Below are 26053 nucleotides of genomic sequence, written 5' to 3' on the forward strand. Positions count from 1 at the left end.
TTTATTATTTTGTTAGATAAGCATAAATCTTTTCTCTTTCTTCATCTGAAATTTTAGCTTTTATCTGCATACTTAACATAATTGGCTTCCATTGTTCTGCATTAAAATCTTTAGCATCATATAAATCGTGACATTTAGCACAATTATTTACAAATAGAGTTCTACCTTCTGCTAATTCAGCCGTTAGTGGTGCTTCAATAATAACAGGAGCATCTTCAACTTTTGATGCTTCAGGTTGAATAACTTTTGGTGAACAAGAATAAATGAGAGTTCCTAAAAGGACTATCGCAATAATTTTAATTTTCATATTTTAGAATTTGTTTTATGGGTAAATATAAAAAAAAATCCCAAAACAAGGTTTCAGGATTTCTTTAACATTATATTTAATACCAAACATAATTAAGTAAATTCATTTTTTTTAGTTCAAATTGTGTTAAATCAAAAAAAGCCACTAAAAAGTGGCTTTTTTATTATAATTTCATTGCAGATTTTTTTACAACTTTAGCAATTCTTTTTCTCAAATCGCCCATTAATTCTTCCAAAGCACTTTCACACATTGGTAGAATTTTTTCAGGCTTCACAACTGGAACTCCTCCAACCATTACCCCCGTTTTCTTTGAACGCTCACTCTCGGAAAAAGCAAAAACTTTCTCACCAGTTTTGTTATACAAAGCAACTCGTGTAGTAGCTCTCATTTTTATAGTCATCGTACTTCCAACTCCGAATCCTTTTTCAAAAGCAAAATTAATATAAACAAACATAACGCCATCTGCTTTATCAGCAAACATTTTAGCCATCGCTACTTCGTTAGCCTGACCAATAAAACCTTCATAAATGTATTTATAATTACCATACATCAAATAATTAGCCGCATCATAATTTTTTACATCATATTTTGGTGTGAATTTTTGATAATCTGCACTTTCTAAAACCTTTGATTCTGGAATTAAGTCAAAAGGAAACTCTTTTGAATAGTCATTGAAGAAATTATCATGATATTTAGTAAGTATTGGTGTTAAGTTAAAATTTGGATCATCACGAAGCTGCAAAATATCTTGCAAAAGAAAATCAAATCCTCCACCTAATTCATTAAATTCGACCATTTTATTTGCATAAAAAGTTACAACGGCAACTTTTTTCTTTTGAGCAATTGCAAAACTTGTAGTAAGTAAAACAACTATACAAAAAGTAGTGATTTTTTTCATTTTTTTAATTATCATAGTTAAGAGACAAAAGTATGCAAAACATTTTACTATTATATATTCTTCAATGAGTTAATGATGAAATTTAACTTTTACTATTTAAACACCATAAAAAAATCCCAAGACAATAACGTCTCAGGATTTCTATACTTTATAATGAACTCTGTTTACTTCACATCCATTAATTCTACATCGAATACTAAAGTTGCATCTGGTGGAATTACTCCTCCAGCACCTCTAGAACCATATCCTAAATAAGAAGGAATCACAAAACGTGCTTTGTCTCCTACTTGTAATAAAGCGATACCTTCGTCCCATCCTTCAATAACTTGTCCAACACCTAATTGAAAATCAATTGGTTGTTTTCTCTTGTATGAAGAATCAAATACTTGTCCGTTTTCTAATGCACCTTGGTAGTGAACTGATACTTTTTTACCTTTTTCAGCTTTTGTACCATTCCCTTTTTGAATGATTTGGTAACGCAAACCACTTTCAGTCTTTTGAAAACCAGCGGCTAATTTTTCCAAAGCCTCCTCTGCCATTTTTTTTTGCTCCGCAATTCTTTTTTCTCTTGAACCTTCAAAAGTTCTAAAAGCTTCTACTGCGTTCCATTTTTGAGCTTCTTCTCCTACTCTAATGATTTCAATACTTTCTAAAGCGTCATCACCAGCAACAGCATCAACAACATCTTGTCCTTCAATTACGTGACCAAAAACAGTGTGCTTCCCATCTAACCAATTCGTTGGAACATGTGTAATAAAAAATTGAGAACCATTAGTTCCAGGTCCAGCATTTGCCATAGACAAAACGCCTGGTTTGTCGTGTTTTAAATTGGGGTGAAACTCATCGTCAAAGTTGTAACCAGGACCACCTGTTCCTTGCCCTTGAGGACAACCACCTTGTATCATAAAATCAGGAATTACACGGTGAAATTTTAATCCGTCATAATAAGGTTTTCCCATTGGACGAGCCGAATTTTCTAATTGACCTTCTGCTAATCCTACGAAGTTACCTACCGTTCCTGGCGTTAAATCGTGCGTTAATTTTACTAAAATAGCACCTTTAGCTGTGTTAAATTTAGCGTATATTCCGTTTTCCATTGTTTTGATTTTTAATTTTAAAGTGCAAAATTACAAAATAAATAGTAGATTTGATATACTTATTTGAATACTATGGAAGCAAAAGATTACATCAACATAAACAAAGAAACTTGGAACAACAAAGTTGATGTGCACATTGACTCTGATTTTTATGATATGGAAGGTTTTCTGAACGGAAAATCAACCTTAAATGCTATAGAATTAGAGTTACTTGGTGACGTAAAAGGAAAAAAGATTTTACATTTACAATGTCATTTTGGTCAAGACACCATGACTTTTTCGAGAATGGGTGCGAAAGCTACTGGTGTCGATTTATCAGACAAAGCCATTGATAAAGCTAGAGAAATCAATAAAAAATTAAATTTAGATGCTACTTTTGTTTGCTGTGATATTTATGACGCACCCAATCATTTAGATGAAAAATTTGATATTGTTTTTACCAGTTATGGTACGATTGGTTGGTTTCCAAATTTAGACAAATGGGCTAAGGTCATCTCGCATTTTTTAAAACCCGGTGGAAAATTTGTCATGGCCGATTTTCATCCAGTAGTTTGGATGTTTGATAACGATTTCAAAGAAGTGTTTTATAATTATTTCAATACCGAAGAAATTATTGAAGATGAATCGGGCACATATGCTGATAGATATGCAGAAATTTCAGCAAAAACAATTACTTGGAATCACCCCACCTCAGAACTTTTAAATGCCTTGATTACAAATAACTTGGAACTAAATTGTTATAACGAATTTGATTATTCTCCATATAATTGTTTCAATCAAACTGAAGAATTTGAATCCAATAAATTCCGAATTAAACATTTGGAAAACAAAATTCCAATGGTCTATTCACTTTCGGCAACTAAAAAATAATCTACTATCTTTGCACTATGCGAATTGATATTATTACAGTTTTACCCGAATTAATGCGAAGTCCGTTTGAAGCTTCCATTATGAAACGTGCCATTGAAAAAGGCTTGGTCGAAGTTCATTTTCACAATTTAAGAGATTATACTACCAATAAACAAAGAAGTGTCGACGATTATCAGTTTGGTGGTGGTGCCGGAATGGTCATGTCGGTTCAGCCAATTGACGCTTGTATTTCCAAACTAAAAAACGAAAGAACCTACGACGAAATCATATACATGACACCTGATGGGGAAACCTTGAACCAAAAAATGGCGAATTCGATTTCGATGTATGAAAATATATTGATTTTGTGCGGTCATTATAAAGGTGTAGACCAAAGAGTTCGAGATATGCACATTACCCGTGAAATCTCAATTGGGGATTATGTATTGAGTGGTGGCGAAATTGGTGCTATTGTGTTTTGCGATGCGATTATCCGATTGATACCGGGTGTTTTGAGTGATGAAACTTCGGCATTAACAGATAGTTTTCAAGATAATTTATTGTCACCTCCTATTTATACACGTCCAGCCGACTATAACGGATTAAAAGTTCCTGAAGTCTTATTGAGCGGGAATTTCGCCAAAATTGAAAAATGGCGTGAAGACATGGCGTATGAACATACTAAGAACAGACGACCTGACCTTTTGGAAGAATAAAATTAGCATAAGGAATAAAATTTATCAATTATAAATTGTTAATTATAAATTTATTTTCTTAATTTTGCACCCACTTTGAACCAACCTCTGACGATAACCGTGTATGTTGCTTTGAATCAAACATTTATAATTACGATTATGTCAAATTTAGTTGATTTCGTTAATAGCGAATTTGTAACAAAAAAAGATTTCCCTGTATTCGGAGCTGGTGATACTATCACTGTGTACTACGAAATTAAAGAGGGTGAAAAAACTAGAACTCAGTTCTTCAAAGGAGTTGTAATCCAAAGAAGAGGTGCTGGAGCAACTGAAACTTTTACAATCCGTAAAATGTCTGGAGCTGTTGGTGTAGAGCGTATCTTCCCTGTGAACATGCCAGCATTACAAAAAGTGGAAGTGAACCAAAGAGGTAAAGTTCGTAGAGCTCGTATCTACTACTTTAGAGATCTTACTGGTAAAAAAGCAAAAATCAAAGAAAGAAGATACAAAAACTAATTTGTACTTTCTCAAGTATAAAAAGCCGCAACATTGTTGTGGCTTTTTTTATTGAATTTTACGCAAGATTTAAGCATATATCCTAAATTATTTCTTTCAAATTTCCTATATTTGGCAGATTTTACAAATTATATTCAAACAAACACATAACATTCATGTCCAATCAATCTAAAATAATGTATACCATTACGGATGAGGCGCCAATGTTGGCTACACATTCGTTTTTACCTATTGTAAAAGCCTTTACAAAAACTGCAAACATTGCTATAGAAACCAGAGATATCTCTTTAGCAGGCAGAATTTTATCAAACTTTCCGGAGTTTTTAAAAGAAGATCAAAAAATTGGTGATGCACTTACCGAATTAGGACAACTAGCAAATACTCCAGAAGCTAACATTATCAAATTACCAAATATTTCTGCTTCAGTTCTTCAATTAAAAGAAGCGATTGCCGAATTACAATCGCAAGGATTTAATATTCCTAATTTTCCTGAAGAACCTCAAAATGATGCTGAAAAAGAAATTAAAGCAAAATATAGTAAAGTATTAGGTTCAGCTGTAAATCCAGTATTACGTGAAGGAAACTCTGACAGAAGAGCGCCAAAAGCAGTTAAAAACTATGCTAAAGCGAATCCTCACAAAATGGGAACTTGGGCTTCAGATAGCAAAACCGAAGTAGCTCACATGAATTCAGGTGATTTCTACGGAACAGAAAATTCAACAACTGTTGAAAAAGACGGAAAATTTAGAATCGTTTTCACTGCTGAAAATGGAATAACTTCTGTTTTAAAAGATTTCGCTAATTTAAAAGCTGGCGAAGTTATTGATAGTTCTGTGATGAGCTTAAATGCTTTAAAACAATTCACTAAAGAAACTATTGCTGATGCTAAAGCGAAAAACATAATGCTTTCTGCTCACTTAAAAGCAACAATGATGAAAATTTCTGATCCAATTATCTTTGGAGCTATAGTAGAAACTTTCTTTGCTGATGTTTATACCAAATATGCTGACTTATTCAATTCATTAGATATCAATCCAAATAACGGATTACAAGATTTATATAATAAAATAGCAGGAATTCCGCAAGAAGCTGAAATCAAACAAGCAATTGCTGATGCTTTAGCTAACGGACCAAGAGTAGCTATGGTGAATTCAGAAAAAGGAATTACGAATTTCCACGTTTCTTCAGACGTAATTGTAGATGCTTCTATGGCTGCTTTAGCTCGTAGTGGCGGTAAAATGTGGAATACAGAAGGAAAAGAAGAAGACACTATTGCTATTATTCCAGACCGTTCTTATGCTGGTTTCTATTCGGCTTGTATTGATGAAATGAAACAAAATGGTGCTTTGGATCCAAAAACAATTGGTTCAGTACCAAACGTTGGATTAATGGCTCAAAAAGCTGAAGAATACGGTTCTCATGATAAAACATTCCAATTAAAAGAAAACGGAATTGTTAACGTAGAAGACGAAAATGGAAACGTTTTATTATCTCAAAAAGTAGAAAGTGGTGATATTTTCAGAATGTGTCAAGTAAAAGATGCTCCTATTCAAGATTGGGTTAAATTAGCGGTTAACAGAGCACGTTTATCTGATACTCCAGCTATTTTCTGGTTAGATAAAGACAGAGCACACGATAGAGAAATCATCAAAAAAGTTGAGAAATACTTAAAAGATTACGATACAACTGGCTTAGACATTCGTATTATGGATGTTAAAGATGCCATGAAAGAAACGTTGAGAATCATCCGTCAAGGAAAAGATGTAATTTCAGTTTCTGGGAACGTATTACGTGATTACTTAACCGATTTATTCCCTATTTTAGAATTAGGAACTTCAGCAAAAATGTTATCAATTGTTCCATTAATGAATGGTGGTGGATTATTTGAAACAGGTGCAGGTGGTTCAGCTCCAAAACACGTTGAGCAATTTATCGAAGAAGGTTATTTACGTTGGGATTCATTAGGTGAATTCTTAGCATTACAAGCTTCTTTGGAGCATTTAGCACAAACACAAAACAATGCAAAAGCTCAAGTTTTAGCAGATACTTTAGATGAAGCTAATGCAAAATTCTTAGCTGAAGACAAATCGCCAGCAAGAAAAGTAGGTGGAATTGACAACAGAGGTTCTCATTTCTATTTAGCTTTCTATTGGGCACAAGCTTTAGCAAACCAAACTAAAGATGCTGAATTGAAAGCTACTTTTGCTCCAATTGCTGAGGCAATGACAGCTGACGAAGTTAAAATTAATTCTGAATTAATTGCGGCTCAAGGTAAAGAACAAAAAATTGGTGGTTATTATCATCCAAGTTTTGAGTTAACTGAAAAAGCAATGCGTCCAAGTGAAACTTTGAATACGATTTTAGCAAAATTGAGTTAAGACTAAAACTTTATACAACAAAAAAGCGACCTGATTGGGTCGCTTTTTTTATTTAGTTTTCTTAGCTTCTTCTTTAATAACTACAATTGAAGCTTTAATTCCGGTTGTTAAATTCCATTCATTTGAAGTAATCAGGTTTCCTGCATCATCAAAAACACTAAATGCAGCAGTATTTGGACCTGAAGAACCTTGATTTAAAGCAACAAAATCTAATTTATTAAATCCTTCGGAAATATCAATATAATATTCTTTTGGAGCTGCTTCAAGTAATATTTCATAAACTAAAGTTTTATCGTTTACTAATAGCCTAACTCTGTCACCATCTGGGTATTCATGATCACGACAAACTACCTTAACATACTTAGTCATTACACGAAATTCTCCTAAAAACTGATTTGAACGATATTCTGGCTTGATTTCTTTGTCTTGACTATTTAATTTTCTTTTAATTTCATCACCTGGATTCTTAAATTCACTTTTCTGAACCATTACACTTTCTTCTCCCTTTTTCTGATTCAAAATCGAATACTTTTTCAAATAATCATCATTTTTATCAAAAATACTCTTATAAGGTAACGATTTAGTAGTAGACGGAGTTTCCACTTTTGCAGGTTCGTCCCAATTTAACTTTAATTTAGAGGCTTTAAATGGAGAATCTTTTTGCGCTGAAACCAGCACAAATTGAAAGATAAAAAGTAGTGTAAAGATTTTGGTCTTCATTGGGATAACATTGAATTTTGTAAAATTAAAACAATAATTGATTTTTGATTACAAATTAACATTTGTTTTAAACTATTGCATATTTTTTTCGTGAAATTTGTAGTACAAAATCTATACCGAAATGATGCTACAACAAAAACTTTATTGGTTTTTATTCTTTTTTTCACTTTTAGGATTCGGACAAGAAAAGGTAACCCTAAGTGGAATCGTTTCTGATGCTAACAACAATGAAACTTTAATTGGTGTTTCGGTACATGTTTCTAATTTAAATATCGGAACATATACAAATGAATACGGCTTCTATTCTATTACTTTACCTAAAGGAAATTACACGCTTCAAATTAGCTATATTGGCTTTGAAACCTTTTCTGAAAAACTGGAAATCAATCAAAATGTAAAGAAAAATTTCAGTTTAAGAGAGAGCAAACAAGAACTTAAAGAAGTTGTCATTACAGAAAATGCCTATAAAACTAATATCAAAAAACCAGAAATGAGTGTTAATAAACTAGCCATTAGCACCATTAAGCAGATGCCTGTTTTAATGGGGGAAGTTGATATTATTAAATCGCTTTTGTTTTTGCCAGGTGTTACAAATGCAGGAGAAGGTCAATCTGGGTTTAATGTTCGTGGTGGTGGTGCGGATCAAAACTTAGTGCTTTTAGACGAAGCTACACTTTATAATACTTCTCACGTTTTTGGATTATTTTCAGTTTTTAATGCGGATGCGATTAAAGATTTGAAATTGTATAAAGGTGGAATTCCATCTCGTTTTGGAGGAAGAGCCGCTTCGGTTTTAGATGTTTATCAAAAAGACGGAAATAGTAATAAATTCAGTATGAATGGAGGAATTGGCTTGATTTCGAGTCGTTTATTGGCTGAAGGTCCAATTGTAAAAGACAAAGGTTCTTTTCTTATTGCAGGAAGAGGTTCATATGCTCACTTATTCTTAAAATTAACTGATAATAAAAACTCGGCTTACTTTTATGATTTAAACACCAAGCTGAATTACAAACTCAACGAAAACAATAACTTATATTTATCTGGTTATTTTGGTCGCGATATTTTCAACTTGAATGAATCGTTCCGAAATATTTATGGAAACTCAACACTTAACATGCGTTGGAATCACTTGTTTTCGGATAAACTATTTTCCAATTTATCGGTAATTTATAGCAATTATTTTTATGGATTAGAGTTGGATTTCATTGGATTCAATTGGGAATCAACCATTCAAAACTATAATTTGAAATATGATTTTAAATACTATGCATCCGATAAAGTAAAATTTAATTTTGGAGTCAATGTGACGAAATTCGATATTAACCCCGGAACCATTGAACCTTTAGATGAAAATTCATCTATCAACTTTAGACAGTTGGATAAAAAATACGCTTTTGAAAACGCTTTATATGCCGAAGTTGAACAAAATTTAACTGATAAACTTTCCGTTATGTACGGAATTCGTTTTAGTTCTTTTTATCGAGTTGGAGCTTCTACCATCAACTATTATGACAACAATCAGCCCGTCTTATATGATGAAGAATTGAAAATTTATGAAAAAGCAACTCCAACTTCCACAAAATATTTTGGTTCGAATGACAAAATAGCTGATTATTCTAATTTTGAACCTCGATTTACGGTTTCCTACGAAATCGATAAAGATCAATCGGTAAAAGCGGGATATAATAGAATGGTACAATACATGCAATTGGTTTCTAACACTGCTTCACCTACTCCATTAGACGTTTGGACACCGAGTGATAATTACATAAAGCCTCAACTAGCTGACCAAGTTGCCGTGGGTTATTTTAAAAATTTTAAAGACGGCGATTATACTTTAGAAGTAGAAACGTATTACAAAAAAGTACAAAATAGAATCGATTATATTGATGGTGCCGATTTAATTGCCAATGAAGCTATTGAACAAGTATTATTAAACGGAAGAATGCGTTCATATGGTTTAGAAATGATGCTTAGAAAAAATGAAGGACGCTTAAACGGATGGATTTCTTACACGCTATCACGTTCAGAACAACAAACTCCAGGAAGAACACCTACAGAAATTGGTATCAACAATGGTGATTGGTATCGTTCTGCGTATGACAAAACCCATAATTTAGCAGTCACTGGAAGCTATAAATTAAATAAAAAATGGAGTTTTGGAGCAAATTTCACACTTCAATCAGGGCAACCTGTCACATATCCTACAGGGAAATATGTTTTTCAAGGTGTAACGGTTCCTAGTTATAATTCAAGAAATGAAGACCGATTACCTGCTTATCACCGAATGGATGTTTCAGCTACTTTAACTCCTAAAAAATATGAAAATAAAAAATTCAAAGGCGAATGGGTTTTTGGAATTTACAACATATACAGCCGCTATAACGCTGCTTCAATAACTTTTAGACAAAATGCTGAAACTGGAGCAAATGAAGCGGTTAAGCTTTCTATTTTCGGAATTGTGCCTTCAGTTTCTTATAATTTTAAATTTTAAAACAATGAAAAAGATTCTTTTATACAGCGTTTTATTTTTCACAACAATTTTATCAATAAGTTGTGAAGAAGTTGTAGATATTGATTTGAACAATTCAGGACCTAAATTGGTTATTGATGCTATAATTAAATGGCAAAAAGGAACTACTGGCGAAAATCAAACCATAAAATTAAGTTTGACGAATGATTTTTACACCAATGATATTCTTCCTGCAAATGGAGCTACTGTTACAGTTACAAATAGTTCCAACGTGGTATTCAACTTTGTTGAAGTTCCTACAACAGGAGATTATGTTTGTGATAATTTTCAGCCAGTGATTGGAGAAGTATATCGATTAGAAATTCTTTACGAAGGAGCTGTTTACTCAGCGTCTAGCGCTTTGATTGCCACTCCTGATATAATTAATGTAGAACAAGAAACGGTTGTTGGTATTAGTGGTGAAGACGAAATTCAAATCAAATATTTTTACCAAGACAATGGAGCCGAAGAAAATTATTATTTACTAGGCGTTAAAAATCCAAACAAACAAATTCCTGAATTTGGTGTAGTTAGCGACGAATTTTTCCAAGGAAATGTAATGTTTGGTTTTTACGGCAGTAGCGAAACTGAACCCGGAATTACACTAGATTTGAGCGTTCAAGGTGTTTCTAAAAGCTATCATAATTACATGAATAAATTGATTACCATTGCAGGAAGTGGTTCTGGAAATCCGTTTGCAACTCCACCAGCTACTGTTAGAGGAAACATTACTAATACAACCAATAATTCTGATTATCCTTTGGGGTATTTCCATTTATCTGAAATTGATACGGTAAACTACTTGGTACAATAGTTCTTCAAAAACAATTTCAATTTCAAGAACAAACATCAAAAATTGAAAGTTGAAGTTGCGCTTGTTCTTGCACTTGATTTTTTTTAACAATATATTTACGACTTTAAATCTAAAAAATGTCTTCACATCACATTGTTCGCGACGACCAAGAACCTGCTTTAATTATTGCTAACGGAGCTTCCTGTAGTGAAGAATTATTAGGTCAGTTATTAGAATGGTCGCCATTGGTAATCGTTTTAGACTCGGCAATTGAACGTGTTTTAGAACTGGGAATAAAAGTTGACGTGTTATTGGGTGATTTTGACCGAGGTTTTAATCCGGAATATTATTTAGAAAAACAATATCCGTTAGAAATTGTTCATACACCAAATCAAGACAAAACCGATTTAGAAAAAGCCTTTGATTATCTTATTGAAAAAGGACATAAAGCGGTAAATGTTATTTGGGCAACCGGAAAACGCGCCGATCACACCATCACAAACATAACAAGTATCGTTAAATTTAGAAACCAACTAAAAATTGTGTTGTTAGACGATCATTCTAAGATTTTTTTATTGCCAAACACCTTTGAAAAATGGTATACTAAAGACACACCTATTTCTTTAATTCCAATTGGTGAAGTAACGGGAATACATTCTACTAATCTTTTTTATCCTTTAGAAAATCATTCACTTACAATTGGATACAAAACCGGAAGTAGCAATCATGTTACCGAAGACGGAATTGTTTCCATTTCTCACGAAAAAGGCGATTTGTTGTTAATGGAATGCTGGGATTAATCGATTTTTTGCATTCCAACACTTAAATCCCAAGAGGATATTAGATTAAAAAAAACTAGTACCTTTTTATTTTTACTATCAAATCTTGCTGTTGCTCCAGATAAATCAATTTCATTCTTTTCGTTACTTAAATCTGGAAAAAAACGAATCTTTTTATTTTCTTTTTGCCATTTCCCTTTACCTCTAAAAAATTCATCAACACTATTACATTGATTCAAATTACGATGAATTTCAATAGTGTAAGAATTATCATCATTCAAAGTTAAACTAAATTCAAATAATTCTCCATTCTTGGCAATATTCCTTTTAGTATATTGACCAACATATTCTTGAGAAAAACCAACAATTGTAAACAAGAAAAATGTAAAAAAATAAAATATTTTCATAGTGTAATAGTTTACACTTTCGAAAGCAATTAATATGCCAAATTTTAGTAAAAAAATTGACCTTATTAAATATTGGGATTAATCGATAATTATCTTCTTATTTATTTCTGCATTTTCAGAAGTTACATTTACCAAATACATTCCTTTTGATAAATTAGAAATATTGATTCTTTCAATAATGCTAGGATTTTCAATAGTTGAAGTAAAAACTACTTTTCCATTAATATCTACAATCTTAATCGCGCTTTTTTGATTGGTTAATTTTCCAAAATTGATATTTAAAATCTCCTTAGTAGGATTTGGGAAAAAACTCATCTGTGAATCATTATCAAATGTATTTGTTCCTAAAGTGGTAGATGCAATTGCAAAGTGAAGTACAGCTCCTGTTGCCGCTTTTGCCACATTAAAATTATAAACTGGATCCATATTAACCAATAAATCCGTTGGCGAATGTGGATGAGTTGATTCGTTGGTCTCAAAAAAACCAGTTATTATCTCATTATTTTCTTCAAAAGGCATATAATCTGAAGCATAAGCATACGACAAAACACCATTTAACGGCGAATATAATTCAACACAATTAATCAATTCATTTGTCATCGTGTTTGACGCAGCATTATTTGAACTTGGATTACCTGTATCACGCTCGCAAGTAATTGAATTATTTGTCATTCCAGCAATTCCACCTACTTCATCAATATTGAAAACCAATTTTATATTCATTTTTGGAGTTGTGCCATTTACAATCGTATTTACGTAATGCTGACTTCCCAACAAACCATCTTCTTCTCCACTAAAATTGATAAATTTTATAGAATATTCAGTTGGAACATTTTGTAATAAACGTGCAACTTCAAGAATCGTTGCAATTCCGCTACCATTATCATTTGTTCCTGATCCAGAAACTGAATCGTAATGACCACAAACAATAACATAAATATTTGGATAAACCGTACCTACTTTTGTCAAAATTAAATTCTTACAAGTAAAGCCTGAATTTGTAAAAGTATCTTCTTGCAATTGACCAGCCGCATAACCATAACTTAAGTATTTATTTCGCAGCCAATTATATGTATTTTCTAAGGCAGGAGTTCCTCTTCTTTTAACACCAAAAGCTTCAAATTCAGTTAAAGAATTTGTAATATTCGTTTGGGAAGCCTGATTCACAATATCTTGATATTGCTGAATAAAAGTTTGAGAAAATGATAAATTAGCAACAAGTACTAATAAAAGTAATGCTTTTTTTGTTTTCATGTAGTTATGTTTTATTAGAGATTTGGGGAAACTCTTAGAACAAATATATAATTTATTCTGTAATGAAAAAATCTTAGCTTAACTTTGTAACTTTACATATATTAAACTCTCTAGCTTTAGTTAATGAAATTCCAAGTCGTATCCGAATATAAGCCCACTGGTGACCAACCACAAGCCATTGAAAAACTTTCAAAAGGCATTTTAAATGGTGAAAAGTACCAAACATTATTAGGTGTAACCGGTTCTGGAAAAACATTTACTGTAGCAAATGTGGTGCAAGAAGTACAGCGTCCAACTTTAGTTTTAGCGCATAACAAAACACTGGCAGCACAATTATATTCTGAATTCAAGCAGTTTTTCCCCAATAATTCGGTACAGTATTTTGTTTCGTATTATGACTATTACCAACCTGAAGCTTTTATTCCCGTTACCGGAACTTATATTGAGAAAGATTTATCCATTAACGAAGAATTAGAAAAGCTGCGTTTAAGTACAACTTCTGCCCTACTTTCGGGTCGAAGAGATATTATTGTAATCTCATCAGTTTCTTGTTTGTATGGAATTGGAAATCCAGTTGAGTTTCAAAAAAACGTAATCAATTTAGAAACAGGTCAGCAAATTTCTCGTACCAAATTATTACATCAATTAGTTCAAAGTTTATATTCGAGAACTGAAGCTGATTTTGCTGCAGGAAATTTCAGAATCAAAGGCGATATTGTGGAAATCTTTCCAAGTTATGGCGATGAACCGTTCCGAATTCACTTTTTTGGTGATGAAATCGAAGAAATTGAAGCCTATGATCCAAAAACATCGCAAGTCATTGAAAAGTATGAAAAACTAACCATTTATCCAGCGAATATGTTTGTGACTTCGCCAGACGTGTTACAAAATGCGATTTGGGCTATCCAACAAGATTTGGTAAAACAAGTTGATTATTTCAAAGAAATTGGCAAACATTTAGAAGCAAAACGATTAGAAGAACGTACCAATTTCGATTTAGAAATGATTCGCGAATTAGGTTATTGTTCTGGAATCGAAAACTATTCTCGTTATTTAGACGGAAGAGAACCTGGAACCAGACCTTTCTGTTTATTAGATTATTTTCCAGATGATTTTTTAATGGTTGTCGATGAAAGTCACGTTACTATTTCGCAAGTGCATGCCATGTATGGTGGTGATAGAAGTCGTAAAGAAAACTTAGTAGAATATGGTTTTAGATTGCCCGCTGCGATGGACAATCGCCCACTAAAATTTGAAGAATTTGAAGCCTTGCAAAATCAGGTTATTTATGTTTCGGCAACACCTGCTGATTATGAATTACAGAAAACCGAAGGCGTTTATATAGAACAAGTTATTCGTCCAACAGGATTATTGGATCCTATCATTGAAATTCGTCCAAGTGCGAATCAAATTGACGATTTAATTGAAGAAATTCAATTGCGATGCGAAGCCGACGAACGTGTCTTGGTGACTACTTTAACCAAACGTATGGCGGAAGAATTGGCAAAATATCTAACAAAAGTTTCGATTCGTTGTCGTTATATTCACTCGGATGTTGATACGTTAGAACGTGTGGAAATCATGCAAGATTTACGTAAAGGAATTTTTGATGTGTTAATTGGTGTCAACTTACTACGTGAAGGTTTAGATTTACCAGAAGTATCATTAGTTGCGATTTTGGATGCTGATAAAGAAGGTTTTTTGAGAAGTCATCGTTCGTTAACGCAAACTGTGGGTCGTGCTGCTCGTAACGTAAATGGAAAAGCGATTATGTATGCGGATAAAATTACGAATTCGATGCAAAAAACGATTGACGAAACCAACTACAGAAGACAAAAACAAATCGATTACAATACCAAACACGGATTAGCGCCAAAAGCTTTAAATAAAAGTTTAGGAAGCGCTTTAGGAAACAATTCTGTATCGACACAATATTATGAAAATCAAGCTTTAAAAGCCGCTGAGCCAGAAAGTTTGTATTTATCAAAACCAGAAATAGAAAAGAAAATAAGAGACATGCGTAAAATGATGGAAAAAGCCGCAAAAGAATTAGACTTTATGCAAGCAGCCAAATTACGTGATGATATAAAAGCATTGCAAGAAAAATTGTAATTTAGTTATTAGTTTAAAATCATTAATAAAAATAGTATGAGCAAAATTGAAAACATTCTAAAATTAGAAGACGAAATCAAAATCATTGAAGCTATTGGAGAAATCATTTGGCAGAAAAAAGAAGAAACAGAAGATTTCTCTTCGTTAACCGATGAAGAAAAAGTATTCGTTTTTGTAGATTTATTTGAAGGTGCTATGGGAGAAGGCGGTTTTCAGTTTTTCTTCAGTTCAGAAGCGGGTGATTTTGCAGAAGAAGTTATCACATCATACAAGGAAATTAAAGCCTTTAAAACAGCTGAATTGATTTCAAAAGCATTGAGTTTATTCCCTGCTAAAACATATTCTCCAGATGTAGAAAAAAGAATAGAATTCATCGAAAAAGCAGACGAAAATATCATTTCTGGTTGGGAAGACTTAGACGAATTATTCTTTGAAGACGAAACCGAAGAAGACATTGTGACGTTAATCGTAGATTACATTAAGGCTAATGAAAATCAGTTTGGAGCTTAACTAGAAAAAAATCAAAGATTTAATCAAAATGATGGAAAAAAATCAAAGAGAATAGATTTCATATATGCATAAAAATTGATTCTTAAAATAAAATTTGCAAGATAAATCCTAATATTTTACTTTTAGCTAATTAATTATTATAAATTCAAAAATGAAAAAAATTATTTCTCTCATTGCATGTTTTGTAATTCTAACATCATGTTCAAGTGATTCTTCTGATGAATCTCCATTAACAGGCTCGATGACAGCTACGATAGATGGGCAAAATTGGAGTTCTAATCTAGCTGTTGCAGCAGTTCAATCTGTTAATTTTGATGAAATTAATGGCAGTGTACTTCAAATTTTAGGTACTGCATCAAATTCTTCATCGTTAGCCATCAATATTCCTTTACAGAATTTATCAGTAGGAACTTACACTTTTAATGGATTCGATGCAGATGGAAATTTAAGTTATAACACCATGGACGACTCGTATAGTTCTGATGAAACGGATGGAACATTCACAATAACAATCAGTTCTTATAACATTGCCAATGGAACAATTTCAGGAACTTTTAGTGGAACCTTAATTGGATTTGACACGCCAACAGAAATATCAGTTACTAACGGTACTTTTAATAACATTACAGTTATTAGCCAACAATTATATTCTAACGGAAATATGTCATTAAAATTAAATAGTGGTAGTGTTTTCAATATGGATTCGGATAATAGTGATGGAAAGCATTTAATGATTCAACAAGTTAGTGAAGCTAATAAAATAGTTGTGTACGGATACAATACAAATCTTGGTGCTGATTATGGTATTTATTCTATAATGATTCCTGAAAATGCTACAGTAGGTTCACATACTATTGATGGGAATAGTTATGATGCTGGATTCAATAATAATTCTAATATTGATTATACAACAACAGGAGGTACCATAAACATTACATCTCATTCTGGAAATACAATTGTAGGAACTTTTAATTTCACTGCAACTGGGAATTCCCAAACCATGACTATTTCTCAAGGTAATTTTAGTATTACTTATAACTAAAAAAAGAGAGTGCTTGTTCACTCTCTTTTTTTTAAGCGTTTTTTTAAAATGGTTAAAAAGCATCTTCATGTAAGATTCTTGATTAAAAGTACTTAGACGAATTATTCTTTGAAGACGAAACCGAAGAAAATATCGTAACGTTAATCGTGGATTAAATAAGAAACAACAGTCATAATTTTTAATTAAAAAACTAATGTTTTTTTTATGTACGCTTATTTTTTTATGTTTGTTACTTAATTAGTCCAAAAATCAATCAAAATTATGATAAAAAAAATAACCCTAACCGTTTTTGTGATTGCCATCTTATTGTCTTCCTATTTTTTAATTCCCTCACATCGTGAAAATATAATTGAAAAAAAGACAAATAGATCAGTTCAGGAAATAAAAGTTAATGGAAAAACAGATTCAAAACAAAATTTAACTTCCAATAATAAAAAAAGCCTCTTAATTACTGAGAAATCAGATGAATTTAATGAATCAGATAAAAAAAATTCGACTGGATCAAATTCAAAGATTAAAAGAAAAGTAGTTTATGTAAAACAAGCTGGAAAGAAGAAAACTCTAGAAGAAAGAGCTTTATTTAATGAAGGTAGACTTTTGTATGAATATTACAGACAAGTAAATCCATTAACTGGTAGAATTTCTGCAAATGATAAATTGCAAGAAACTATTCAATCTGAGAGAGCTGAACTTTCTTTTAATAGTGAAACTTCAAGAGCATCTGGACCAAGTTTTATAAATAGAGGACCTGGTAATTTAGGAGGTAGAACTAGAAGTGTTGTTTTTGATCTTAATGATGCTACTGGAAACACTATTCTTGCTGGTGCTATCAGTGGTGGGGTTTTTAAAACTATTAATGGTGGTACTTCATGGACTAAAATTTCTTCTCAAAGTGCCCAACACAACGTATCATCAATTGCTCAAGATCCAAGAGTTGGTTTTCGTAATATTTGGTACTATAGTACTGGAGAAGGTTTGGGCAATAGTGCCAGTTTAAGCGGTGCTTTTTATGCTGGACATGGTATTTGGAGATCAACAGATAGTGGTAACACATGGACACAAATGTCATTTCCTGCGGCCAACCAAGAATTTACTTTTGACCAAAGATTTGATATTATAACTAAAATAGCTGTACATCCTGCAACTGGAGATTTATTTGTTGCCGCTTTAGGTGCCATTTATCGATTTGATATTTCTGCTGGTACTTGGATTACTGAAACAGCTGCAACAGGTGGTTTCAATACATCTCATCTTACTGATGTAGTTATCACAAGTGGAGGAAGAGTTTATGCTGCCTTTTCAGGATCGGGACCTGCTGCTAATGAAGGAATTTGGACTAGCAATAATGCTACTGGAGCTGCTGCAGGAACTTGGACTAGAATTGCAAATGATGGAACTCCAACAGGTTGGAATCAAACAGGAAGAGCTGTTTTAGGATTAGCTCCTTCTGATCAAAATTTATTGTACGTACTTTATCTTTCAGATGCTTCTACTCCATCACCTGGCGACTCTGATCTTTGGCGTTGGAATCAAGGAACTGCTACATGGACCAACTTTTCTTCTAAAATTCCAGATGAACCAGGAGGAAGTGCTGGAAATGACCCTTTTAATTCTCAAGGAGCATACGATTTAGTAGTTTCTGTAAAACCTGATAATGAAAATTTTATCGTAATCGGTGGAACTAACGCTTACAAAATAAACAATATTAATACTGATGCTTTCGTTAGAATTGGAGGATATGATGGACCATCAACATATGCTTTATGGAATAATGGAGGTGGAACAAATCATCACCCAGATGTACATGCACTCGAATTTAATCCATTCAGCCCTAATGTGCTTTTCTCAGGAACAGACGGTGGTATTCATAAAACTATTGACTTGAATGCAGCTACTGTGGGTTGGACGAATCTAAATAATAATTATCAAACCTACCAATACTATCATGTTAACATCGACCCATTAAGTGGTTCTGATGGAGTAATTGGTGGCGCTCAAGATAATGGAACTACAGCTGGCGGTACAATCTTTGGCGAAGCTAATTTAACAAACATGAGTTCTGTTTTTAGCGGTGATGGTGTAGCAGCTGCTATTTCAAGAGATAATGCATGTATTCCATTTTTTATGGGGTCTCAAGGAGGAAGAATTTACCGTGACTGCCCTACTGCGGCTACAATAACACCAACAGGTTCAACTAGTGAATTCGTTACTTATTTTCATTTAGACCAAAGTAATAACAATGCCTTGTATTATGCTGGTGAAAATACGTTATGGAGAACTACAAATTCTTCAGCTGTTACTGCAGGAACTTGGACCAATTTAGGAACAACTGCATTACAAGGAGATGCAGATTTTTTCCAAAAATTTTCAACCACTTGGGGAGCCTACAATCCAGCTACTAGTTATCTTTTATTAGGTGGAGATGAAGGACATATTTATAGATTAAATGACCCACAAAATGCAGCTAGTTTTGCTGCTGCTGTTGACATAACACCTCCTGGCGCTACACTAGGTTTTCCATCTATCGTAACTGGATTGGCAATTCATCCTACAAATAGAGATATTGTATTAGCTACTTATTCAAACTATGGAACCCAAAGTATTTTTTTAACAACTAATGCAACTGCTGCTACTCCTATTTGGACATTAGTAGAAAGAAATATTTCAAGTTTATCTGTTCGATCTGCTGCAATTGCAGAAGTTGGAGGTCAAACCATTTATTACGTAGGTACAAGTAGAGGTTTATTCAGTACAACAGATCCTCTGACAACTGATTGGACCAGAGAGGCTCCAGATGAAATTGGATTTGCATTAGTAAGTTCTTTAGTTTACAGACCAGCTGATTACAAACTACTTATCGGAACACATGGTAATGGTATGTATGAGCTAACCTTAACATTATGTAATGGAAATTCAACTACTTGGAATGGAAGCTCTTGGTCAAGTGGTGCTCCTACTGCGGGTGTTGAAGCAAATTTTACAGGAAATTATAATTCTACTGGTAATTTATCAGCTTGTACTGTAAATATTTCAAACAATGCACAAGTAACATTTAATAGTGGTCATACACTTATTATAGGTGGTGGATTAACTGTGGATGCTGGTTCAAACTTAATTATTGAGAACAATGGTGCTTTGAGACAAATTAACAAAGATTCAAACCTAGGTTCAATAACTGTGAAAAGAAACTCCACTTCAATGGTTCGATTAGATTACACAGCTTGGTCATCACCTGTTGTTGGTCAACAACTGCAATCTTTCTCACCAAATACCTTACCTAATCGTTTTTACGAATACCTTTTTACAGGAACTACTACCCCAACAGCTTATAATTCGGTAAATGCAACTACTAATTTTACTCCTGGAAAAGGATATATGATTAGAGCTGATAATACTCTAATAAGTGCTACAGTTCATAACGGTCAATTTAGTGGTATTCCTTCTAATGGAGATATCAACCAAAGTGTTGGTCTAGGATATAACCTTCTAGGGAATCCTTATGCATCTCCTATTAATGCTAATGTTTTCTTAGGTAAAAATCCAAATATAGGTACATTGTATTTTTGGACAAATACAACACCTGCTAGTTCGGGTTCTTATCCACAAAACAATTTTGCATCTTACACTACTCTTGGAGGTACGGCTGCGTTTGCTAGTAGCAAAATTCCTAATGGAACTATACAAACAGGACAAGGATTTTATATTAATGCAACTTCTGCGGGCACTGCGTATTTTGAAAACAAACAACGTGTTGATGCCTCAACAAGCACGCAATTCTTTAGAAACAATATTGTTGAATTGAATAAAAGCAGATTTTGGATCAACTTTAATGATGACAACACTTCATATAACCAAATTTTAATTGGTTACATGGATGGTGCTACTCAAAATTATGACAATCAAATAGACGGTAGACCTTTAGATACTTCAAAATCGATGCTTTACAGTATCATTGATGATGAACCATTTGTAATTCAAGGAAAATCAAATCCATTTATGGTTGAAGACATTGTACCATTAGGCTTTAAAGCTTTAAATTCTGGTAATTTTAAAATTGAAATCGATTCAACTGATGGTGTATTTAGCAATCAGCATATTTATCTTAAAGATAAACTATCTGATATTACTCACAATCTTTCAAATGGAGCCTATAATTTTACTTCAGAAATTGGAACATTTGATAATCGTTTTGAGATAGTATACCAAAATGAAACGCTTGGTATTGGTGATAATAATACGAACGAAACAGAAATAAAAATCTACACTAATGAAGAAGGAATTACTGTTTTGGCTTCAGAAAACATTAGAGAAGTTATTGTTTACAATGTTTTAGGAAGCGTTTTATATGAAAATAAAAACATTGCCGCTAAAGAATTACAAATCAAAAATATTTTAGCTTCTAAACAAGCTTTAATTATAAAAGTTTTAGATATTAATGGTAATTCCAAAACATCAAAACTCATTTATTAAAATCAATTAATACAAAAAAAAAGCTTCGAAATTTCGGAGCTTTTTTTATGATTATAACTGTGAAAATTTTTATGAGACAATAAGTTTAATGCTTAATTGTTTTAAAATAAATTTAGTAATTTTAAACAATCAATCTTAAAACAAAAAGTATGGCAACAGTAAACGTATATCTTACCTTTAATGGTAATACAGAAGAAGCTTTTAATTTTTACAAATCGGTTTTTGGTGGCGAATTTACCTATATGGGTAGATTTAAAGATATGCCGGCCGATGAAAATTGTCCTCCGCCTAGCGAAGAAGAAGGCAATCGCATTATGCATGTGAGTTTACCTATTAGTAAAGAAACCATTTTGATGGCAAGTGATAGCACTTCGTTTAGTGGCGATGTTACATTTGGGAATAATTTTTCAGTCTCTATTAATGCGGATAGCAAAGAAGAAGCCGATAGATTATTCAACGGACTTTCAGTAGGTGGAACAATTATTATGCCAATGGAAAAAACATTCTGGGGTGCTTATTTTGGAATGTTTACCGATAAATTTGGTGTAAACTGGATGGTAAATTTCGATGAAGTTCCAGCAAATTAATTATGCTGCTCAGTAAAAACCGATAACAAAACATCTCCCTCGACCATTCGGTTTGGGGAGTTTTTCATTAAATTTAATACGCGTTTCATGGCATATGGATTCAATCCCATGTTAATTCCGATTTCGTTAATTTTAATTTGTTCGGCTTCGTGCAAAACGCCATCGCAATGCATCAACAATGCCAAACGGTAAAACTGACAAATTCTATGAAACTCATCTTTAATGACCGAAACAGAAGCTCTGTTTTCAAATAATTTATGAAAAACAGGTTTTTCTATTTCTAATTCCATGGCTACCATTTCTAAAAAATCATATTCTCTATCGTGCAATTCGCCATCGATTAAAGCAAAAGCAATCATTTCTTGTAATAGACTTAATTTTTCTTGTAACGTATCCATAAATTATTTCTTTGCGGTAAAAATAAGAAATCTTAATTTAATTGGATATCTTTGACCTAATATTTTACACAAATGAATAACAACGATATTTTTAAAAAGTTACGCGTAGCGTTGCAATTACGTGATGACCAAATTATTGAAATTTTAAACTTGGTTAATTTTAGAGTTTCAAAAGGCGAATTAGCCAACGTATTTAGAAGCGAAGACCATCCAAATTTTATGGAATGTGGCGACCAATTATTGCGTAATTTCTTAAACGGATTAGTCATTCATTTGCGTGGTACTAAAGAAGAACCTAAAAACCCAAAAGAAGTATTAGGTGAAATAGCAAAAAACAAAACACCACTATTTAAAGAAGACAAAAAGCCCGATTTTAAAAAAGAAGGCGATAAAAAACCTTTTAAACCAAAAAGTGGTCCTGCTAAAAAACCATTTGGACAAGGCAAACCTTCCGACAAAAAACAAAAACCCGAAAGCCCAGTAGAACGTTTTAAGTTCAACTCAGGCAAAACTAAAAAATAAACGAAATCCTCAAGCAATTGGGGATTTTTTTGTTTAAAGAATTTGTAAATAATTTTTTATATTTGATATTATAAAAAATAATACGCAACAGTAGTTGAGTATATCTACCCAAAAACAGTTAGCTATGCTCAACTAAATAGCAAAAAACTGAGCATATAAACAAGTTGTACACAATTTGAAAAAACTAACAATCATATTTGTTTCATTAGTATTTTTTAGCTGTAAAGATAAAGAGCAAAATAACATTTCTGAATTTTCCGAAGAGGATGCGTACGAATTAATAAACACACATTTTCTTAAAAAGTTGCATCAATATGATTCAGATTCTATAATTTATTGGAATAATAGAATTCTTAAAAAACCCGAATACCAACACACATATTTCGGAACTGACTCTATAATAAATATGCCGTTCAGAAAAATTTTAGTTCCATTATTCTCGAAAGAATATTGGAAAACTGATAAAATAAATAATATTAAAGTAATAGATAGTAAAGAATATATTTCATTTTTTAGAAAAAACAACATAATTGATTTGGAGAAAATATGGAAAAGCAAATTTAATAATGAATACGTGCATAATGTCTCCTATCCTATTTACAATCCGAAAACAAAAATCGCTGTAATAGAAGATTATCGCTACAAACCTTTTATTTTTTGCGGAACTGGATTAGATAATTTTTACTATTATAAAAAAACATCAAACGGTTGGGTAAGTCTAAAATAAACTGTGTACAACAACGGTTTGCTTCAATGGCTACTTCCGGATTTTCCTACGGAAAATCCGCTACTGAATGGAATGTTTTGTTATATTTGTAATGGCTTGGTGTTGGTTCAACGCCACTGAGAGCAAGCCGCAGAACGTTGTAGGCTATATTTACCTAACTAACCTTAAAAAATTAGTAATTTTAAACACAACGTATTATGAAAAACAAATTATTAAAGATTTTCAGCACTTTAGTATTATTAGCAACTATTTTCTTTTTTTCTTGTGAAAAAAATGAAGTCAATATTAATGAACATTCACATGTAGATAAAAACAAAATTTCATTTAAAGAATTTTTGAACAAAACGCAAATCAAGGATTTCAATTTTCAAATAAATTCAACCCCAAACCAGTCAATTGCAAACAGACAATCTAGTGATTTTATTGCTTTTCTTGTAGATACTACTTTGGTAAAACAACGTATTCAAACAAGTGGTAACTATTCTTTTACATTACCAGTCATTCCTGTTACATATCAAAATACCGAAAGCTTTTTTTATAATATTGTTTTTTATAAATCTAATAATGTTTGGCAATGGTCTGTTTTAGAGTATCAAAAAGTTAATAATAATGAATTTGATGTACAAGAAATTGTTAATAACTTTAACCATAATAGTCTCGTAAACATGAGATTACAAGGTGTTTGGAGTACTACAACTACATTAAACTGCGTTGGTTGCACAGGTGCTTGTGATTTATGTCATTTATGTGTTTCAACTACAACAACCTATGAATTAGCAATTCTAGATGACCCTACAACTCAATTTGAAATTATTGAAGATTATGGTAATGGAAACCCAAGTCTTGGAGCTGGTGGAAGCATAAATGAAGTTTTAGCTAATATTTTAAGTTCAGAGGAACTTACATGGTGGAACGGTGCATCTCAAGAACAAAAGCAACCTATTTTAGATTATCTAAATCCTAATGTTAACAATGGAGAATCATGGCTATTTGTAAAAGAAGCTATAAAGACATTAAAAAAATGGCGGAGAAGTTGATTTTGAAAATCAAATTATTTCCGACCCTGAATTTAAAGATTCTCAATTAGACTGCATTCATAAACAATTAAAAGAAATACCAAATAGTTTATATTGTAAAATGTTAGCTGAATTTAATGACAATACAGGTTCAACACTAACATTTAAAATTGGCACAACACCAGCTGGAGATTGGGGTATAACAAAAGGTAACAATACTTTAGTTAATCATTACACAATAACAATTGCTCAAAATGTAGAGAATGGTTCTAATTTAATGAAAACAGTTACATTATGTCATGAACTTATTCATGCATATATGTTTAATTCATTAGAAAAAGCGAACTATATAATTTTTGATAATTCAGGTGCTCCTATGTTTAACTCAAATCTATGCAACACTTCAACAAATAATCAAAATATTGATTTAAATACACTGAATACTGCTGATCGTCTTTTAGTCCTTTTATGTGGAATGCAACAAGCTGGAACATTACATGGTGAACAATGGTCGCATGAAATATTTAATATAGCAACATTTGATATTGTAACTTATAGACAAGCTTTAGAAAATTTTATTTTAGCCAATCATGATTGGGATAATGAAAATCCAGCTTTTAAGACAAGAGCAATGAATATTTTTGGTAATAGATGGAAGCAAAAAATTGCTCAAGCAACTTCTTGGATAGGTTTAGAAGAAACTGCTGGTTACGATAACTATATTGATTCTCATCAATCTAATTTTACTCAATGGCAATACTTAACTTTATATAAAAATACTGAAATATTAGCCGCTAAATCTACATGTTTATGAAAAATTTAATAAAAATTACACTATTTTTTCTATCATTGAGTTTAAATATTTTTTCTCAAGAAGTTAAAGAACAAAAACAAGATTTATATATTTTGTTTAACAATAATGAAAAAAATAAATGTTTCAAAAATGATTCAATAATCGTACGAACATTTAATATAGACTATGGTAAATTTACAGATAGTAGTGGTAAAATTATTGATCTCAAAATTGATGAGAATAAAAATTTACAAAAAAAAATATGGATTAAAGCTGTCAGTGGCTCCTTACCAAAAATAATATTCTATTATTCGTCAAATGAAGTATATCGAGAAGAAAAACTAAAAGTCAATATAAAAGATTTAAATAATTTTTTAGAAGAAGATGAAATTATTAAGTATGTAGACTTTAATAATTTAAAAGAGATTTTAAACAAATTTAACATATATGCCGTTCAGAAAGAAGGAGAGGAACATTATTTTGCTTATTTAGTAAAATATGCAATACAGTAGATTAATACAGCCTACAAACGCAGTTTGTAGCAATAGTGGCTTTCTGGCATAACTGAAAGTCGCTATTGTACTTGAAAAGGTTAGTGGTTAATCAAAAGTTTTGGTAAATATAACCGCTACTGCAACAACCTGCAAAACGTTATGTGTCATTTTACTTCA

The 26053-nt window shown here is 32.1% G+C and carries 24 protein-coding genes; 17 read left to right on the forward strand and 7 right to left on the reverse strand.

What is annotated here, in order from left to right; all coding sequences use genetic code 11:
* Positions 1-4: 4 nt before the first annotated feature.
* The 3 genes from B2741_RS07055 to B2741_RS07065 all read right to left on the reverse strand — a co-directional run bounded on the left by B2741_RS07055 (position 5) and on the right by B2741_RS07065 (position 2302).
* On the reverse strand, positions 5-307 hold the full coding sequence (locus B2741_RS07055) for a c-type cytochrome (RefSeq protein ID WP_291136835.1): 303 nt from the start codon (positions 305-307) through the stop codon (positions 5-7).
* A 163-nt stretch (positions 308-470) separates the two neighbouring features.
* Positions 471-1205, reverse strand: a complete 735-nt coding sequence (locus tag B2741_RS07060; RefSeq protein ID WP_291136838.1) for a hypothetical protein — start codon at positions 1203-1205, stop codon at positions 471-473.
* A 164-nt stretch (positions 1206-1369) separates the two neighbouring features.
* On the reverse strand, positions 1370-2302 hold the full coding sequence (locus B2741_RS07065) for a peptidylprolyl isomerase (protein ID WP_291136841.1): 933 nt from the start codon (positions 2300-2302) through the stop codon (positions 1370-1372).
* A gap of 72 nt (positions 2303-2374) precedes the next feature.
* Between B2741_RS07065 and B2741_RS07070 the strand changes: the two genes are divergently transcribed.
* From B2741_RS07070 to B2741_RS07085, 4 genes are all read left to right on the forward strand, one after another.
* Positions 2375-3172 carry a class I SAM-dependent methyltransferase gene (locus tag B2741_RS07070; RefSeq protein WP_291136844.1) on the forward strand — a complete coding sequence of 266 codons (798 nt, stop codon included), beginning with the start codon at positions 2375-2377 and terminating at the stop codon, positions 3170-3172.
* A gap of 17 nt (positions 3173-3189) precedes the next feature.
* Positions 3190-3867 (forward strand): tRNA (guanosine(37)-N1)-methyltransferase TrmD, encoded by a 678-nt coding sequence (gene trmD, locus B2741_RS07075; protein WP_262318417.1) that lies wholly within the window; start codon positions 3190-3192, stop codon positions 3865-3867.
* Between the two features lie 138 nt (positions 3868-4005).
* Positions 4006-4362: a 50S ribosomal protein L19 gene (gene rplS / locus B2741_RS07080; protein ID WP_133606146.1), complete on the forward strand. Its 357-nt coding sequence runs from the start codon at positions 4006-4008 to the stop codon at positions 4360-4362.
* A 155-nt stretch (positions 4363-4517) separates the two neighbouring features.
* Positions 4518-6740, forward strand: coding sequence for an NADP-dependent isocitrate dehydrogenase (locus tag B2741_RS07085; protein ID WP_291136848.1), 2223 nt, complete (start codon positions 4518-4520; stop codon positions 6738-6740).
* A 48-nt stretch (positions 6741-6788) separates the two neighbouring features.
* Here the strand turns inward: B2741_RS07085 and B2741_RS07090 are convergent, their stop codons facing one another.
* On the reverse strand, positions 6789-7460 hold the full coding sequence (locus tag B2741_RS07090; RefSeq protein ID WP_291136851.1) for a hypothetical protein: 672 nt from the start codon (positions 7458-7460) through the stop codon (positions 6789-6791).
* Between the two features lie 121 nt (positions 7461-7581).
* On the opposite strand from B2741_RS07090, the gene B2741_RS07095 reads away from it, so the two are divergent.
* The 3 genes from B2741_RS07095 (at position 7582) to B2741_RS07105 (ending at position 11565) form a co-directional block, all read left to right on the forward strand.
* Positions 7582-9954, forward strand: a complete 2373-nt coding sequence (locus B2741_RS07095; protein WP_414655304.1) for a TonB-dependent receptor — start codon at positions 7582-7584, stop codon at positions 9952-9954.
* Positions 9955-9958: 4 nt separating this feature from the next.
* Positions 9959-10786 (forward strand): DUF4249 domain-containing protein, encoded by an 828-nt coding sequence (locus tag B2741_RS07100; protein WP_291136854.1) that lies wholly within the window; start codon positions 9959-9961, stop codon positions 10784-10786.
* Between the two features lie 116 nt (positions 10787-10902).
* Positions 10903-11565 (forward strand): thiamine diphosphokinase, encoded by a 663-nt coding sequence (locus tag B2741_RS07105; RefSeq protein ID WP_291136857.1) that lies wholly within the window; start codon positions 10903-10905, stop codon positions 11563-11565.
* Here B2741_RS07105 and B2741_RS07110 read toward each other — a convergent pair.
* Together B2741_RS07110 and B2741_RS07115 are read right to left on the reverse strand one after the other, a co-directional pair.
* A complete protein-coding gene (locus B2741_RS07110) occupies positions 11562-11951 on the reverse strand; it encodes a hypothetical protein (RefSeq protein ID WP_291136860.1) in 390 nt (129 codons plus the stop codon). The genes B2741_RS07105 and B2741_RS07110 overlap by 4 nt on opposite strands.
* A 78-nt stretch (positions 11952-12029) precedes the next feature.
* Positions 12030-13205, reverse strand: coding sequence for a M28 family peptidase (locus B2741_RS07115; RefSeq protein ID WP_291136863.1), 1176 nt, complete (start codon positions 13203-13205; stop codon positions 12030-12032).
* Positions 13206-13328: 123 nt separating this feature from the next.
* Between B2741_RS07115 and uvrB the strand changes: the two genes are divergently transcribed.
* The 5 genes from uvrB (at position 13329) to B2741_RS07140 (ending at position 21926) form a co-directional block, all read left to right on the forward strand.
* Positions 13329-15317, forward strand: coding sequence for an excinuclease ABC subunit UvrB (uvrB, locus tag B2741_RS07120; RefSeq protein ID WP_291136866.1), 1989 nt, complete (start codon positions 13329-13331; stop codon positions 15315-15317).
* A gap of 36 nt (positions 15318-15353) precedes the next feature.
* Entirely contained in the window at positions 15354-15827 is a 474-nt protein-coding gene (locus B2741_RS07125; protein ID WP_291136869.1) for a DMP19 family protein, read from the forward strand.
* A 151-nt stretch (positions 15828-15978) separates the two neighbouring features.
* Positions 15979-16869, forward strand: coding sequence for a DUF6252 family protein (locus B2741_RS07130; RefSeq protein WP_291136872.1), 891 nt, complete (start codon positions 15979-15981; stop codon positions 16867-16869).
* Positions 16870-17130: 261 nt separating this feature from the next.
* Entirely contained in the window at positions 17131-21339 is a 4209-nt protein-coding gene (locus tag B2741_RS07135; RefSeq protein WP_291136875.1) for a T9SS sorting signal type C domain-containing protein, read from the forward strand.
* A gap of 149 nt (positions 21340-21488) precedes the next feature.
* Positions 21489-21926 carry a VOC family protein gene (locus B2741_RS07140; protein ID WP_291136878.1) on the forward strand — a complete coding sequence of 146 codons (438 nt, stop codon included), beginning with the start codon at positions 21489-21491 and terminating at the stop codon, positions 21924-21926.
* On the opposite strand, the gene B2741_RS07145 is transcribed toward B2741_RS07140, so the two are convergent.
* A complete protein-coding gene (locus B2741_RS07145; RefSeq protein WP_290820013.1) occupies positions 21923-22324 on the reverse strand; it encodes an excinuclease ABC subunit B in 402 nt (133 codons plus the stop codon). The genes B2741_RS07140 and B2741_RS07145 overlap by 4 nt on opposite strands.
* 72 nt (positions 22325-22396) lie before the next feature.
* Here B2741_RS07145 and B2741_RS07150 point away from each other — a divergent pair, with 72 nt between their 5' ends.
* The 5 genes from B2741_RS07150 (at position 22397) to B2741_RS07170 (ending at position 25894) form a co-directional block, all read left to right on the forward strand.
* Positions 22397-22846: a DUF1456 family protein gene (locus B2741_RS07150; protein WP_291136881.1), complete on the forward strand. Its 450-nt coding sequence runs from the start codon at positions 22397-22399 to the stop codon at positions 22844-22846.
* Positions 22847-23021: 175 nt separating this feature from the next.
* Entirely contained in the window at positions 23022-23573 is a 552-nt protein-coding gene (locus B2741_RS07155) for a hypothetical protein (protein WP_291136884.1), read from the forward strand.
* 197 nt (positions 23574-23770) lie between these two features.
* The gene (locus B2741_RS07160) at positions 23771-24610 is read left to right on the forward strand and encodes a hypothetical protein (RefSeq protein WP_291136887.1); all 840 of its coding nucleotides are present in this window, start codon (positions 23771-23773) and stop codon (positions 24608-24610) included.
* 100 nt (positions 24611-24710) lie between these two features.
* Entirely contained in the window at positions 24711-25403 is a 693-nt protein-coding gene (locus tag B2741_RS07165; protein WP_291136890.1) for a hypothetical protein, read from the forward strand.
* Positions 25400-25894, forward strand: coding sequence for a hypothetical protein (locus B2741_RS07170; protein ID WP_291136893.1), 495 nt, complete (start codon positions 25400-25402; stop codon positions 25892-25894). Before B2741_RS07165 ends, B2741_RS07170 begins: the two co-directional genes overlap by 4 nt.
* Positions 25895-26053: the final 159 nt, after the last annotated feature.

Origin of the sequence: Flavobacterium sp. UBA7663, from assembly GCF_002483315.1 — a bacterium.
Taxonomy (GTDB): Bacteria; Bacteroidota; Bacteroidia; order Flavobacteriales; family Flavobacteriaceae; genus Flavobacterium.

Bases quoted from the DNA above. Each gene is read 5' to 3' on its own strand.
- B2741_RS07145 (WP_290820013.1), bottom strand. From the start codon at position 22,324: ATGGATACGTTACAAGAAAAATTAAGTCTATTACAAGAAATGATTGCT.
- B2741_RS07055 (WP_291136835.1), bottom strand. From the start codon at position 307: ATGAAAATTAAAATTATTGCGATAGTCCTTTTAGGAACTCTCATTTAT.
- rplS (WP_133606146.1), top strand. From the start codon at position 4,006: ATGTCAAATTTAGTTGATTTCGTTAATAGCGAATTTGTAACAAAAAAA.
- B2741_RS07085 (WP_291136848.1), top strand. From the start codon at position 4,518: ATGTCCAATCAATCTAAAATAATGTATACCATTACGGATGAGGCGCCA.
- B2741_RS07115 (WP_291136863.1), bottom strand. From the start codon at position 13,205: ATGAAAACAAAAAAAGCATTACTTTTATTAGTACTTGTTGCTAATTTA.
- B2741_RS07095 (WP_414655304.1), top strand. From the start codon at position 7,582: ATGATGCTACAACAAAAACTTTATTGGTTTTTATTCTTTTTTTCACTT.
- B2741_RS07090 (WP_291136851.1), bottom strand. From the start codon at position 7,460: ATGAAGACCAAAATCTTTACACTACTTTTTATCTTTCAATTTGTGCTG.
- B2741_RS07160 (WP_291136887.1), top strand. From the start codon at position 23,771: ATGAAAAACAAATTATTAAAGATTTTCAGCACTTTAGTATTATTAGCA.
- B2741_RS07125 (WP_291136869.1), top strand. From the start codon at position 15,354: ATGAGCAAAATTGAAAACATTCTAAAATTAGAAGACGAAATCAAAATC.
- B2741_RS07100 (WP_291136854.1), top strand. From the start codon at position 9,959: ATGAAAAAGATTCTTTTATACAGCGTTTTATTTTTCACAACAATTTTA.
- uvrB (WP_291136866.1), top strand. From the start codon at position 13,329: ATGAAATTCCAAGTCGTATCCGAATATAAGCCCACTGGTGACCAACCA.
- B2741_RS07150 (WP_291136881.1), top strand. From the start codon at position 22,397: ATGAATAACAACGATATTTTTAAAAAGTTACGCGTAGCGTTGCAATTA.
- B2741_RS07130 (WP_291136872.1), top strand. From the start codon at position 15,979: ATGAAAAAAATTATTTCTCTCATTGCATGTTTTGTAATTCTAACATCA.
- B2741_RS07165 (WP_291136890.1), top strand. From the start codon at position 24,711: ATGTTAGCTGAATTTAATGACAATACAGGTTCAACACTAACATTTAAA.
- B2741_RS07140 (WP_291136878.1), top strand. From the start codon at position 21,489: ATGGCAACAGTAAACGTATATCTTACCTTTAATGGTAATACAGAAGAA.
- B2741_RS07070 (WP_291136844.1), top strand. From the start codon at position 2,375: ATGGAAGCAAAAGATTACATCAACATAAACAAAGAAACTTGGAACAAC.
- B2741_RS07135 (WP_291136875.1), top strand. From the start codon at position 17,131: ATGATAAAAAAAATAACCCTAACCGTTTTTGTGATTGCCATCTTATTG.
- B2741_RS07105 (WP_291136857.1), top strand. From the start codon at position 10,903: ATGTCTTCACATCACATTGTTCGCGACGACCAAGAACCTGCTTTAATT.
- B2741_RS07110 (WP_291136860.1), bottom strand. From the start codon at position 11,951: ATGAAAATATTTTATTTTTTTACATTTTTCTTGTTTACAATTGTTGGT.
- B2741_RS07065 (WP_291136841.1), bottom strand. From the start codon at position 2,302: ATGGAAAACGGAATATACGCTAAATTTAACACAGCTAAAGGTGCTATT.
- B2741_RS07170 (WP_291136893.1), top strand. From the start codon at position 25,400: ATGAAAAATTTAATAAAAATTACACTATTTTTTCTATCATTGAGTTTA.
- B2741_RS07060 (WP_291136838.1), bottom strand. From the start codon at position 1,205: ATGAAAAAAATCACTACTTTTTGTATAGTTGTTTTACTTACTACAAGT.
- trmD (WP_262318417.1), top strand. From the start codon at position 3,190: ATGCGAATTGATATTATTACAGTTTTACCCGAATTAATGCGAAGTCCG.